The 14,055-nt window shown below is 62.3% G+C and carries 9 protein-coding genes; 2 read left to right on the plus strand and 7 right to left on the minus strand.

The features are described from left to right. Positions 1 to 2: 2 nt before the first annotated feature. The 7 genes from DLM46_RS40085 to DLM46_RS07485 form a co-directional block, all read right to left on the minus strand. On the minus strand, positions 3 to 1,127 hold the full coding sequence (locus tag DLM46_RS40085; RefSeq protein ID WP_244305954.1) for a two-partner secretion domain-containing protein: 1,125 nt from the start codon (positions 1,125 to 1,127) through the stop codon (positions 3 to 5). Continuing rightward, positions 1,124 to 2,857, minus strand: a complete 1,734-nt coding sequence (locus DLM46_RS07460; protein ID WP_244305957.1) for a ShlB/FhaC/HecB family hemolysin secretion/activation protein — start codon at positions 2,855 to 2,857, stop codon at positions 1,124 to 1,126. Before DLM46_RS07460 ends, DLM46_RS40085 begins: the two co-directional genes overlap by 4 nt. 874 nt (positions 2,858 to 3,731) lie before the next feature. Continuing rightward, positions 3,732 to 5,174: a nicotinate phosphoribosyltransferase gene (locus tag DLM46_RS07465; RefSeq protein ID WP_115100122.1), complete on the minus strand. Its 1,443-nt coding sequence runs from the start codon at positions 5,172 to 5,174 to the stop codon at positions 3,732 to 3,734. 60 nt (positions 5,175 to 5,234) lie between these two features. Further along, positions 5,235 to 6,278, minus strand: a complete 1,044-nt coding sequence (locus tag DLM46_RS07470; RefSeq protein WP_115100123.1) for a bifunctional nicotinamide-nucleotide adenylyltransferase/Nudix hydroxylase — start codon at positions 6,276 to 6,278, stop codon at positions 5,235 to 5,237. A gap of 190 nt (positions 6,279 to 6,468) precedes the next feature. Then, positions 6,469 to 7,242, minus strand: coding sequence for a methyltransferase family protein (locus DLM46_RS07475; RefSeq protein WP_425273967.1), 774 nt, complete (start codon positions 7,240 to 7,242; stop codon positions 6,469 to 6,471). Positions 7,243 to 7,660: 418 nt separating this feature from the next. Next, positions 7,661 to 8,863 carry a CpaE/TadZ family protein gene (locus tag DLM46_RS07480; protein WP_115100124.1) on the minus strand — a complete coding sequence of 401 codons (1,203 nt, stop codon included), beginning with the start codon at positions 8,861 to 8,863 and terminating at the stop codon, positions 7,661 to 7,663. Positions 8,864 to 9,074: 211 nt separating this feature from the next. Further along, a complete protein-coding gene (locus tag DLM46_RS07485) occupies positions 9,075 to 9,377 on the minus strand; it encodes a hypothetical protein (RefSeq protein WP_115100125.1) in 303 nt (100 codons plus the stop codon). Positions 9,378 to 10,877: 1,500 nt separating this feature from the next. On the opposite strand from DLM46_RS07485, the gene DLM46_RS07490 reads away from it, so the two are divergent. Further along, the gene (locus tag DLM46_RS07490; RefSeq protein WP_115100126.1) at positions 10,878 to 12,314 is read left to right on the plus strand and encodes a sigma-54-dependent transcriptional regulator; all 1,437 of its coding nucleotides are present in this window, start codon (positions 10,878 to 10,880) and stop codon (positions 12,312 to 12,314) included. A gap of 109 nt (positions 12,315 to 12,423) precedes the next feature. Continuing rightward, on the plus strand, positions 12,424 to 14,016 hold the full coding sequence (locus DLM46_RS07495) for an MFS transporter (protein ID WP_115100127.1): 1,593 nt from the start codon (positions 12,424 to 12,426) through the stop codon (positions 14,014 to 14,016). The last annotated feature ends 39 nt before the right edge of the window (positions 14,017 to 14,055 follow it).

Genomic DNA, 14,055 nt, shown 5'->3' on the forward strand with positions numbered 1-14,055 from the left:
CCCTAGCTGTTCAGTGTCGTATTTTGCGTCGCGTAGACCGAGCCGCTGTTCGTCACGTCGCTCGCCCCCGAGATCGCGACGTTACCGTTCGCGCTCATCGCGCCGGACAGGGTTACCTTGCCCTGGCTGCTGACCTGCACGTCGCCGGATTGCGCCGCGATCGTGCCGGCGCTGTTGACGCCAACGCCGGTCTCCGTGCCCACCAGCCGGATCTTCCCCGCGTACATGCCGCCGAGCTGCGCGACGTCGATCGCGACACCTGGGCTGTTGCCGTCCGCGCCGAGCGATTGCGCGTTAAGGTCGCTATAACGCACATCGTTATTGCCCGCCACGACATTGAGCGACTGACCCGTCCACACCTTGCCGTTGATGGCCAAGCTACGCGCGATCAGGTCGACCTGGTCGACGTTGCTGCCGTTGAGCCCCGCCGTGCCAATCTGGATCTGGCCGCCCGTCACATGAAACGCATCCAGACTGCCCGTGCCACCGAAGACCGGCGTGCCTGTGGTTAGAATGCCGCGGCTCGTGTTGATAAACCCGCAACCGTTACAGTAGATGCCGGCCGGGTTGGCGATGACCACCTCGGCCTTCTGGCCCGCCACCTCGGTATAGCCCAGCAACTGGCTCGCATTGCCACCCACGACCTGGTTCACGATGACGCGCGCGCTGCCGGCGCCAAGATTGGCGTTACCCGTCACGTACCCGCCAAGCTGGGTCTGCACGTTACTTGCCGAATTGTTCAGGATCAAACCTGACGATCCGACGTTGTACTGCGTGTAGGGGTTGTTTGAAACGCCGGCCGCATTCGGCGTGGCGATCTGAACGATGGGCAACCCGTTGGCCGTCACGCCGACGGCCGGCCTGCTGCCGGATGTGGGCGCTGCGACTACCTGAGCGTCGGCCCACTGCGGCTGCATGCCGAGCGCGCACAATGCCGCGAACGCGACGTGCCGCATTGACAGCATGTCGACGAAGCCCACACGTGCAGGTATCAAAGGCGCACGACGATGTGTACTACAAGGCGTGCCGGCCGAGCGCCCCTTTCCAGAACTCGTTGCGGTTTCCTGCACGGCCGTCCAGAGGCCGCGACACGCATTGAAAATGACGCGATGGATATTCTTGTTCATAGCAGGAAACTCACGCTGAAGCCCGCCACCGGCCAGCGGTTCGGGAAACGGTCCGGCTGGTACAACGGACCGCCGATGAAAACGTCGTAGCTAACGTGTTCGAATGCACTGCCGCGCAGGCCGACCACGGCCCCCGCCAGACGGCGGCCAAGCAGGTTGTTCGCTGCGGGACCGAAGACCTCGCCGCCGTCGATGCCGAGATAGAGCGCCTGGCCGAAACGGGGAAAGGGGATCTCCAGATCGTTGCGAATGAAGAAGCCTTTCTCCGCGGCCAGCATCGTGTTGCCATCGAAACCACGCACGGTGTAGCAACTGCCGATCGACAGATATTCGGTGGGATACAGCACGTTGGGCGTGTTCTGCGCACGCACCGTCGTCGTATAGCGCAGCGGAAAACCCGCGATGGCGAACGGCACGCTCAACGTCGCGTCGAGCGTTTCCATGTGGTAGTAGTACGTGGGCGCACCCGCAGCCACGCCCGGCAGATCGGCCTGCGCGCCGAACCACGGCACGCCCCACCGATAGGCGAGCGTGCTGTCGAGTTGCGCGGCGCCGAGGTAATGCTTGTGTTCCCAGCCGACTTCCGCGTAGCTGGTATCGCGGTGCTGAACGTCGATTTCCGTACCGTCGATAAACGCTTCGCTGAAGCGCTTGCCGACGCGGAACTCGATCATGTTCTTCTGCACCTGATTGCGATAGAACTGGTACTCCGTCTTCACGTCGAAGGTGCTGGACTTGCCGCTCGATACCAGCGTCGAAAACGCGCCCGCGATCTGCTGGTGGTAGTCGTACTGGCTGGCCGTGGCGGTGAATGTCCAGTTACCCCAGGGGATCGCGTAATACGCGCTGCTGCCGTGCGTGCCGTATTGGCTCGTATGGCCGTTGATGTCGTGGTTGTAGCCGATGTTGAGGAGGTCGGACAGGCCGAGCGGATTGTCGAGCGTCAGGTTCACGCTGCCTTGCAGCTGGCCGGTCGACTTGAGCCCGCTGTCGTCGGCGCTCACAGCCAGCGACCACGGCTTTGTGCGCTTGACTGCGATCACGACGTCGCTTTCGCCAGTCGACGGTCCCGGCACGATCTGCATGTCGACGTCCTGATTCGGCACGCGCTTCATCTGCTCGAGACCTTGCTCGAGATTGCGCAGATTCAGCAGATCGCCCGCTCTCGTCGGAAACGCGTTGCGCCACGTGCCGTACGTCGACGGATCAGCGAAGCGGATCGCACTGATGACGCCCGGGATCAGTTGGAGCTTCAGCTTGCCAGTCGACAGATCCTGCTGCTCGATGACCACACGTGTCGTCGAGTATCCCCTCTCGATGATGCGCGCCATGACACGATGCACGATCAGGTTGAGCCCTTCCCTGCCGACACACTGTCCTCGATAGCGCTGCAGATAGTCGTTGGCGAACATCAGTTCGCCCGGGAACAGAGGATTGGGCAGCAACGCGCGTGCGCCGGCCGACTCCACGGAATCGCTCAGGCCGGGCGGCACTTCAAGCGTCAATTCGTCAACCTTGAAGCACGGCGTTTCGACGGGAACCTTGCCGTCGTCTTCTGTCGGACGCTCGGTGGGTTGAAGCGCAACGTTCGGCGCGTTGATCGCACGTTCGCGCTCGGTCGCCTGCTCTTGTGCCCGGCGACGCTGCTCCTGTTCGCCCAGCGGATCGGCAGCCTGCGCGTGCGTGACGTCTACGTGCGAGCCTGCCGACAGTGCGGCACATAACGACACGAGCCGAACTAACGTTCGCCCTCGCGTGTAACCTCTGCCCACGAGTTCGCGTGTCACTTTCCGCGATCGCCCGACCCCGCCGGATTTGTTCTTCTTCATTGCGTCGATGTTGTTATGGCGCCGGAATCGACGCTGGTGTTCTGGACGTCAAACTGTGAGCAGGTCCTGGCCCACACGTCCGCACTGGACGCCCGGCAATCTTCGCCTGCGGCTGGCGCCTACATTGAAACTGCTATAGGCGTTATTTGAAACGCCAGCGAAAACCGGCGCGATATTGACCGCTTGATGGCCATTTGCAGCAGTTGAAACCAAGGTGACTGTTCCGCCGTCGACAGATATGCCAACCGCATATGGAGTGCATGGCACGGTGGCGAGCGCGGCGACAATAAGCCTGGAATGAAATTGATGCAGACGCCCGCTCCCATGGCGTGCGCTGCTTCCCCGTGCGCTACTGGACATTTTTTTGTGTCCCGCAACTGTTCGTTGCGGGTTCTGTTGATGTATTCAATCAGTACCATCGACCTTCGCGGTCGCATCATTTGTATGACGAATAACGACCTTTCCAGAAATTCCTTTAGGAATATTTGGAAAGATTTTTATTACATTTAGCCTTCAGGAATGGGAAGCCGACAGAGACACGTATCGGCCAGGCATATTGCCGGACTGAGGTCGGCTAGAGCTGCTGCCTCTGAATGCGCAGCATTGTGAATCGGTAGCCCGAACGAGGTGCCGCATGCGTTCCATTGCCGCCCACGTGACGCACTCGCGTCAGCCGGTTTCCCGCTGCCGAAAAGGTTGCGAGGACTAATGTGTGTCACGTGTCCGTCATCGACTCATCGCCTTCGATGATCACGTTCGGTTTGAAGATTAGATCTCAACCCTCACCCGCGTGAGCCCGAGCCCTCACGTCGCTGAAGGCAACATCCACCAGCAACTTGCCGGAATCAAACACGGTAACGAGCGCCTCATCCCAGTCACCTTCGACGGTATGATCGTCCCATGCGACCGGCAGCGTCGTAGTCCGATACTCCCCTGTGTGACGATTTCGCAGCAGAGTAAGCCGCCCCTTCTTCGACCGCTTCCCGGCATCTGTAACAGGGTCCTTGCGCACGTCGTGCCACTCATCACCCAGCTTGATGGCCGAACACTTCATCGCGAACCGTTGCGTATCGCGATTGATCTGCTGCAACAGCGCGCCTCCCATGCCGAACACAATGTTATCCGTCGCGTACCCGGCATCATCCATCGCGGCGAGGATGGCTTCAATCGAATCCGGATTCACGCCGTCGCCCTGAATCACCCTCACATTGTTGAGCACACGGCGGCCCTTGCTGTTCACCTTCGAACCAAACGACGTCTCAAGCGCCCGCAGGGTCTGCAGCACAATCGTCTGCGGATCGCCAGAGTCGGGACGCACTACCAGCGTGCCGCCCGAATCGAGCACCGCCTGCTTCAGCTCCGTGCCCCACACTTCGAGCGCGGCGAACAGGTCGTATGAATCGGACACCACCGAAACAATCGCCCCCGGCTTGCCGAACTGCGCAATCATGTTGCGATACGCATCGGTCTCGCGCTCGCGGCCCCAAGCCGTGATCGTGCTGTGCTCGGCCGCCGGCACCGAAAACGCCGCCATCGTTTCGTTGTAGTAGTGGTTAGCCGCCACCACGCCGAGCACCGTATCCGAACCCATGAAACTGACGAGATGCGCCGAGCCGCCGATCGCTGCCGACTCCGCGCTCGACACGCCGCGCGCGCCGAAGTCGTGCAGCTTGAACGGCAGTTGCGTGAGGTCGTCACTGCTCTTCTCGAGATACCCGCGGATCGTCTTGCGCAAATGCCAGCTCTGCGTGGCAACCGTAATCGGATACCACACGCGCATCAGCATCGTCTCCAGATACGAGGCCAGCCAGAATACCTGCGGGTCGTCGCATTCGACCGTGAGCAGCACGTTGTGCGTCGGCACCACCGAACCTTCCGGCACCGCGCGGATCCGCACCGGCATGTAACCGCCATGGCGCTCGACGATATAACGCCAGCCGGCTTCGTTAAACGGTTCGCCGTGGCCCGTGAAAAATGCCTTGGCCTGATCGATCATCGCCGGGGTGACAGGCCTGCACAGATACTCCTTGATCAGCATCTGCAAGCCGAAGAACAGCGTGCGGTCATAGCGGCCGCCGCGCGACTCGATGTACGAGAACATCGCCGATGCGCCGGGCGGATATTGCAGGTAGTGCGACGCCTTGTACGAATCCGTGTTGAGGATCAGATTGGACAGGATCGAGGCAATATCGTTGAGACCGCTGATATCGTTTTGCATGGCTAGAACTCCTCTAGGCCGGTGAGTTGCCGCCAGGTCTATCCCGGCGGAAGGGGTCGATCAAAGCTTGCTCAGAAAGTGATGAGCGATATCGAAGTGATCCTCGAACATCACGTTGCGCATGGTGGCGAGGACGTTTAACGGAATCCACTGCGCCTTGTCGGCGTCGTCGCTCCCCTTCACGCGCGGCAATTCGCCGAGCGGAAAGTGAAACAGGAACGCATGTGTAATAGTACGTCCACGCAGCGAACGATGCGGATGATCGAACACCTGGCGATCCTTCAGCGAACCGCGCATGACGGGTTCGGGGAGTTTCAGCCCGGTTTCCTCGCGCAACTCGCGAATGCAGGCGGTTTCGAGCCGCTCGTCCTGATTGACGAAGCCTCCCGGCAGCGCCCACAAGCCACGCCCGGGTTCACTGCGGCGTCGCACCAGCAGAATGTGGCCGGAATGGACGACTAGAGCGTCGACCGTCACGAAGGTCACCGGATAGGGCGCGGCGGCCCAGGCCTTTTTATAACCGGCGATGAATTCAGCTTCGGATTTCAGTTGCGCGAATTCGGGCCGCTTGCGGAATTGTTCGAGCCACGCAAAGACTGGCGCGGGCACGGCCCATTGCACGAAACTGTTGCTGCGTTCGGCGAATAATTGCTCGCGGATTTCTGTGGCGGAGATGTCCTCCGGCGCTTTCACGTCAATCAGTTCCCACTGCGGGAACATGCGCAGGTAGTACGAAGATGCGTCTTTTTCGTGGCCTATCAGCGCGATTTTCTTGCTCGACGTCTCGCCGAGTTCTGCTGCTACCGCGTCCTGGGTCCAGCGCAGCCAGTCGCCGTCGTTGTACGTTGAATCTTGTACTGCAGTGACGGTGACACGCTCGCGGTCTTCCGCGCTCAGCATGGACGCCAGCATTTCGCGACGTTCTTCGAATGAGAACGGGTCTTTGATTGTGCGAGGTTTGTCTGTCGATCCTATCAGGATGCAGACTTTCTTCGCCAACGCCAACGCGCGGAGCAGAACGTCCAGGTGTCCGCGGTGCGGAGGTTGGAAGCGGCCAATGAAAATGACTGCGTCGTAACGCTTTTGTGGTGATGCGGTGCTCATGAGGCTCCCTCAAGAGATTCTGGCGGTCTTCGGTCTGTCCGTTAACCGTGCGGATATAGTAATTGGTCAGCTGTTTTTTCGTCAATCTCTATTCCAGGCGCAATCTCTGCCCTGCGCGGCCACGCCGTTCGTTCAAGCCAGAGATACGGATTCAGAACGTGGATTCGGAACGCGGATTTAAAACGCGAATTCAAAACACGCCGGGAATCACGCGATAACGCACCTTGCTTCTGTAGATCCGATAGTTGTCGTCGGCGGATAGAAGCTGTTCCTCGCGCACGATTCGCACGATCTGCAAGACGAACTGACAGCCGTACACCATCATGTTCTGTATGCCGAAGTTCACCAGCAGAAAACCAGTGTCCATGAGGAAATAGCCCACGTACATCGGATGACGAACGAAGCGATACGCGCCGCGCGAAACAACGCCGCGATTGGCAGGCAAAATGCCGAACGAGCGGCGCAGCGACATCTTCGCGAATAGCTGCCAGATAATCCCCAGCAACTGCAACGACGCACCGATCATCTCCGGCACGAGTTGAACTCCTGGCGCAAGCTGCACCGCCAGAAAATAAAAAGTGCCGCCGATCGAACAAATGAAAGTGAACGGGCGCCAGTCACGCTTTGTCGGCACACGCGCGAACAACGACAAACCCACGGTCAGAAAAGCGCCCACCACTACCAGCAGGAGCGTGATGCGAGTCGGCACCGCGCGCCATTGCACGACCGCCCCATACGCGAAGAAGCTCAGCATGAGCGCAGCGCCCACGCGCGTAAGGACTTCCACTGACGCTTCGCTCATGCCTCCAACCGAAGGCGAGCGTTCAGCAGCGTCGAGACGCGCCGCCGTGGGCGATGTGGGCGATGTGGGCGATGTGGACGATGCGGGCGCCGCTTCGACGGCTACGGCTTCCGAAGCACTGCCGTCGCCGTCGAGTTCCTGCAAAGGTGTCGTGTTTGTCATGGCGCGCTCGTTCTTATGTGCGAATGACTTGCGAAGCCCACGACATGAAGTACGGTTCAAAAGCCGGCGCCATCACGGCGACAATACTGGTCGAGTCTCTCCAACTTCTTTGTGCTGTTGTTTGTTCTGTTCATTGCATTCCGCCCTTTTGCTTTTTTATTCGAATCACCACAGCGCCATCGTATACAGGTTCTGCGTGATATCTGCAAATGCTGAATGCTGGTTCGTCGAACCTCGATGGTGGTCTCGAGACACCGGCGCTGCAACGTCACGGGCAGCGACTACCCATAGTCCCGGCACTATGGAGCGCGTCATACGCGTGCATTTTCGACAACGATGGGGTCGCGGCCACGGGGTGGCAGATATGGAAGGTCCGCTAGCCGCGCCATGCTGATCCGCACAGTTGAAGACGAGTCGATCAATGCCCCGTCTTCAACTGTGGCGGCGCATTCGGCCGCGTCGAGAACAGGCGGCCAGGCACCCCCTTGCGCGACTCGGCGATGGCCGGCCACAGCATGTCGGTCAGCAGGCCGATGCCTTGCGCCAGCGTGCTGTCCCCAGCCGACGTGACAAGCGGCACACCGTGTTCGAGCGCCTCGTTCACGTGCATTTCGTCGCGCGGCAGTTGATGCGCCACTTTCGCACCGAGGGTTTCTTCTAAGGTCGGCAGGTTGATCCGCGCGTTCTTGTCGTATTGATTCACCACCACCCGTATCTTGTTGGCCGGGTAGCCGAGTCCTTTGAAAATGTCGAGCATGCGCCGCCCTGCGTACAGGTAAGACGTGTCTTGCCGCACGACCATGCAGATTGAATCGCTGTGGTCGAGCGCCTGGACCGCGAGAGGATTGATGCTTTGTCCGATGTCGATCAGGACGGCGTCGTACTGCTCGCACCCCAGCGAGAGAATCCTCTTCAATTGTGCCGGCCGCATTTCAGCCGCCCTGAGCGGATCGCCGGCGCCCGCCAGCACGTCGAGATCCGCATGCACGTGCATCACGCACGTTTCGAGGAAGGCGGGACCCAGCCGGTCGATCTGCGCGCACAGGTCGGCGACCGTCACGGGCGGCGGCTTGTCCGCCACCAGCAGACTGATATCAGCGAATTGCTGGTTCAGGTCGAGCAGCAGCACACGTTTGCCGCGCAGCGCGGCGAGCGTGTACGCGAGATTCACCGCGATCAGCGTGGCGCCGCTGCCACCCTTGCACGACGCGAGCGATACGACGCGGCCAAGGCGGCGCGCGCCCGCGCTGTTCTTCGCGTCGACCGGGTCGAGCGCATCGGGAAATCCACTTGGGTCGAGCGGCAACGACATCACGTGCCGCACGCCGATGCGTGCCGCGGCCGTCAGCAGTGCGGCCGACGGCGCCGGCGTCACCAGCATGCAAGACAGATTCGGCGTGCAGGCCAGCGCCTCCTCGATGCCCACCAGGTCGTGCGCGCTCAGATCGATATCGTCGACGATCAGCACGTCGGTATGTCTGATCGCTGTGGCGTAGACGCGCAGTTGCCGCGCCGTGCCGTGCACGGTGCGCAACCGATACGCAATACCGCTGTCTTCGAGCTGCGCACAGATACGCGACGCGCGTTCCGCGCTGGACGAAATCAGGAGGATGTCGATCATCTGGACTCTCCGCTGGCTTGAACCCATTTCGCCGACCACGCCGCGAACACCCACGCCGGCTCGACAATGCACGCACGCTGAGCGAGCCGGAGACGGCGCGGGTCAGCATCGGCGCCGGCGGCCACGCTTACGCCGACGATCGGGCGAGAGCCGTTGCAGCCTCGCGCGATCACGGCGGCGCCGGCACCGGAGTCGGGCAGATAGCTGGGTATCAGGTGTACTCGTCCGGATCGGGCCGGCGAACGTCTGGGTCGCGATCGCAGCCCCGTCCGGCCGAAGCCGGTATCTCGTACATCGCGTCGCGCAACGCTTCGCGCTGAAGCTCTGCCTGAACCTTGCGCTGCATCGCTTCAGCGATCACGAGCGTCAGCAAGTCTGGCGGCGGCGCGGCGAATAGCGCACGCGGCGGCGCGAAACAACGCTGATAAGAGAGATCGGTACCGCGAAGGTCGGCGCCGCGATCCGTGATGCGGCGCTGCGGCCGCGACACGGCCAGTTTGCTGTTCTCTTTCATGACATCCCCCGAATGCTAGACCTTCCCAAGATCGGTTCCAGGCGGGCCTTGCCTGCACAAACACGCAGGCACGGCACCTGGCTATCCTCGCAACGTGCGCCTCTCTATGGAGGCTCTGGCCATCTCTCCCCGCCTCTTCGCGCCGGCTGGTCCTGACCGTGCGCTGCCCCTTCCCTGTTCCGTGCTCGTCGCGCTGGCGAACAACGCGAGCACGCTGCCTGTCGTTATTGCCGCTTCATACGGCTTGGTCCCCGTCGCGCTGCCCCATCGCTGAATCAACTTGCCCAATCGGAATCGAACGCCCATCCAGTTCGGAATCCTGCGCGTATGCCTATCCCATAGCGGCCCCGCAGCGCAATGGGCAGTGCCAGTTGCATCGCACATGGCCCAACCGGATCAGGCGGCCCCAGGTCCATCCAACCGGACGGAAAAAGTGGCGAGGTCATCGATTGACGTCATCCCGGTCACGAACGACCGATACCCCGTATCGATCGCCCGTGCCGTCTTGTTGGATGTCCGTTTCCCAGTGGCCCCGCCGCACCCTCGTAAAACGCCTTGGCTTCCCCGGCCGCGCTTACGAAGTCTGTGATTGCTGTCGGCTATTTTTACCTGCTGCGTCCCCGCGCTCCCTACTCCCGACTGCAATGTATTTCGCTTGCGATTCCCTTATCGCAATGGCTATGCCACCCACGTCCAAACCGTTGCCGGACGGGGATGGGCGATCTAACGGACCCTGCGGACGGTGCTTCGCGTCACGCGATGATTCGTGCATGACACGACGCGCTCATGCATCGGAAATAAACGGCTCGCGTTATCCGGCCGGATGCAAACCCTGGTACGCCGCTTCTGGCAACGCTTTGCCGAGCGCCCCCGGTAAAATGTTCCGACGCCGGCCAAGCGAAACAGTCCGCGAGGCGGGCCGCCCGATTTGTCGCATACGTGAGACACGGTGGTCTGAAGGCGTCATGTCCGTCACGCGAGTGGTCCACAGCCGCTTGCATTACTGTGCGCAACGCCGCGCGCCACGGCATTGAACGGCTATTTATGAAAGACAAAGCCGGATCGCACGTCACACCGAAATCATTTCTGAATCCAGATTTGTTTGTATGGCGTTCTAAAGCGCTTTCGCTTATGGTTAAGCAATGCGCCACTTAGAGCGCCGTCAATCAGGCCAGCGAGGTATAAACGGTGACTGTAATTCGGGGATGAATTCATTTGGCGGAAACGGCGTTACACGCCGTTTCCGCTTTCTGTCTCATGTGTAGCAACCAGCGGCTTACGCCGCAGCTCCATGCCCCTGCCATTGCCGCTACCGCTACCGCTACCGCGAATGCGTGACCGCCGGGCTGCCGTAACAGAGCTCGAACGCGGCTGCGAAAACCCTGCTCGAGTCCGTGCAACCGGACCGGCTGGCTCAGTTGACCGGGGTCCGGCACCGCTTGCCGGGACGTCGAATGCATTGAAGAGCAATCGAGAGAGCAGCATCGAACCGGGGGTTACATGACTACGACCTGCATACCTGGCGACACGGAACGCACCGTTCTGCATGTGTCGAACTCGCCTGATCAAAATCTCGCCAAATTTCTTGCGGCTTCGGGCTGGCAAGCGGTGCACGCCAAAAGCACCGCGATCGCCGAGCGCATGATCGAGCGCGGCAATATCAAGGTGGGGCTCGTCGAGTTACCCGGCAATTGCACGTCGCAGCATCTGTCGGCGCTGGCCTCGTGCATGCGGCGCGTCGAAACCAACTGGGTCGCACAAATCTCCCCGGGTCAAGCGGACGACGAACTGGTGAGCCGCTTCATTCTCGACTATTGCTTCGATTTCGTGACGCGGCCATGCCTGAACGACCGGCTCGTGTTCGCGCTCGGTCACGCGCACGGGCTGTCGAGCCTGCGGCATACCCAGGTGACACCGGAGCCGTCCCTCGGCAGGCATGGCATGGTCGGCCACTGCGAGGCGATGCAGCAGCTGTATCGCCGGATCGACAAATGCGGGGTGACCGAAGCGCCCGTGTTCATCGCCGGCGAATCGGGCACCGGCAAGGAACTGACCGCCCGCGCGATTCACGACCGCTCGCCGCGCGCCGCCCAGGCATTCGTCGCGATCAATTGCGCGGCCATTCCGCCAACCCTTCTGCAAGCCGAATTGTTCGGCCACGAGCGCGGCGCCTTTACCGGCGCACTGCAACGCAAGATCGGCCGGATCGAAAGCGCCAACGGGGGCACGCTCTTTCTCGACGAGATCGGCGATATGCCGCATGAATGCCAGGCGGTGCTGTTGCGCTTCCTGCAGGAAGGCACCATCGAGCGGCTGGGCGGCAGCGGCCCGATCAAGGTCGACGTGCGCATCATTTCCGCGACCCACGTCGATCTGGACAAGGCCGTCGAAGACGAGCGCTTCCGCTCCGACCTGTATCACCGCCTATGCGTGCTGCGGCTCGTCGAGCCGCCGTTGCGCGAGCGCGGCGGCGACATCAAGCTGCTCGCCAACTATGCGCTCAGCATGTACAAACAAGACGGCGCACGCAAGCTGCGCGGGCTGTCGAGCGACGCGATCGTCGCAATGGCGAACTATTCGTGGCCGGGCAACGTGCGCGAGCTGATCAACTGCGTGCGCCGCGCGGTCGTGATGAGCGAGGGGCGCTTCATCACGGCAAGCGATCTGGGCCTGCCGGAATCCGCGAATGGACCTGCCGTGACGCTGGCGGAAATCCGCAGCAAAGCCGAGCGAGACGCGATCGAACACGCGTTGCAGCGGCACGGCTACAAACTGTCGGAGGCCGCGGTCGAGCTCGGTATTTCGCGGGCGACGCTCTATCGCCTGATGCATGCCAACCGGCTCCATCAGGACCCCTCGGGCGGTCGCGCATCGAATGCGGGCAGCGGCGCGGATGCCGACGAGGAGGCGGAGCGGCAGGCGCAGTCGCTGGCCTAGTTCCGCGTAGGCGCGACCGGCGGGCGGGTGCTCGGAGTCGCGGCTCGCGGCTGGCTGCCTGCCTATCGGATAGGCCGTCGCGTTGCTATGCTGGAAGGCGTTCATCCGGATGGGAGTGGACTTGGCCGATCAGCAGCTTCCGGCGGTTGCGCGCCGCCCGTCGTCCGTGCTCCCCGCGCAGGCGAGCCCTTGCGACACGCTCGTCATCCGCGCTCAGCCCGTAAGCTTCGACCGCCCGTGCCGCCGCAAACGGCTGGCGTTGGCCGCGACCATCCTCGGCTCGAGCATGGCGTTCATCGATGGCTCGGTGGTCAACGTCGCGCTGCCTTCGATCCAGAGTGAACTGGGCGCGAGCGTCGCGGCGATCCAGTGGGTCGTCAACGCGTATCTGCTGTTTCTCGGCGCGCTCGTGCTGGTGGGCGGCTCGCTCGGCGACAAGCTCGGCCGGCGCACGGTGTTCGTCGCGGGCATCGGTTTGTTCACGGCGGCGTCGATTGGCTGCGGCTCCGCGCCCAGCGCGGCCGCGCTCATCGCGGCGCGCGCGGTGCAAGGCATCGGCGCGGCGTTGCTGGTGCCGGGCAGCCTTGCGATCATCGGCGCGGTGTTCGACGAGAAGGAGCGCGGCCGGGCGATCGGCACCTGGGCTGGCGTCGGCGCGATTACGTCGGCGGTCGGGCCGGTGGCGGGCGGCTGGCTCGTCGATGCGTTTTCGTGGCGGGCGATTTTCTTTCTGAACGTGCCGATTGCGTGCGCGACGATCGCACTGGCGATCCTGGCCGTACCGGATAGCCACCGGACGGGCACTTCCGGCACTTCCGACACGCCCAATGCTCCCGGTCAACTCGACTGGCTCGGCGCCGCCACTGCCGCAACCGGGCTCGCCGCGCTGACTTACGGCCTGACGATTGCATCGACGCGCGGCTTTGGCGACCGCTGGGTGCTTGCCGCAATCGTCGCGGGTCTGGGCGTGCTTGCCGGCTTCATCGCGATCGAGGCGAAGAGCCGCTCGCCGATGATGCCGCTCGACGTGTTCCGTTCGCGCGATTTCGCCGGCGCGAATCTGGTGACGCTGCTGCTGTACTTCGGCTTGGGCGGCGCCTTGTTCTTTTTGCCGTTCACGCTGATTCGCGCCTACGGCTATAGCGCAACCGAAGCGGGCGCGGCCTTGTTGCCGGTGCCGGTCACGATCGGCTTGCTGTCGCGTTTCACGGGCGGCCTGACGAACCGTTACGGCGCACGGGCGTTGCTGACCGCCGGGCCGTTGATCGCGGGGCTTGGCTTCGGGATGCTGGCGCTCCCGTGGGTGCGCGGCGCTTATTGGGGCGTTTTTTTTCCCGCGCTGACGGTGCTGGGTCTTGGGATGACGATCACGGTCGCGCCGCTGACGACCACGGTGATGACCGCGGTGAGCGCCGAGCGCACGGGCGTCGCGTCGGGGATCAACAACGCCGTTGCGCGAGTGGCCAGTTTGCTGGCGATTGCCGTGCTGGGGATCGTGTTTGTGTGGTCGCATGACGCGGCGCTGGGCGTGCACTCCGGTGAATCGATGACGACGATAGCGGGCGCTTTGCCCGCTGGCGGCGCGGCGGTCCGGGCGGAAGCCGATGCGCTTGGGACGGCGTTGCGAGCGGTGGCGATGGTGTCGGCTGTTTGCGCGCTGGCCGGGGCCGGCGTGGCGGTTTCTACGATTCGCTCAAGGTAGGCTTGCCGCTGTTCGCGACAGTTCAGGTTGGCGTGAAAC

It is taken from the genome of Paraburkholderia lacunae, from assembly GCF_003353175.1.
In the GTDB taxonomy this organism is placed as follows: domain Bacteria; phylum Pseudomonadota; class Gammaproteobacteria; order Burkholderiales; family Burkholderiaceae; genus Paraburkholderia; species Paraburkholderia lacunae.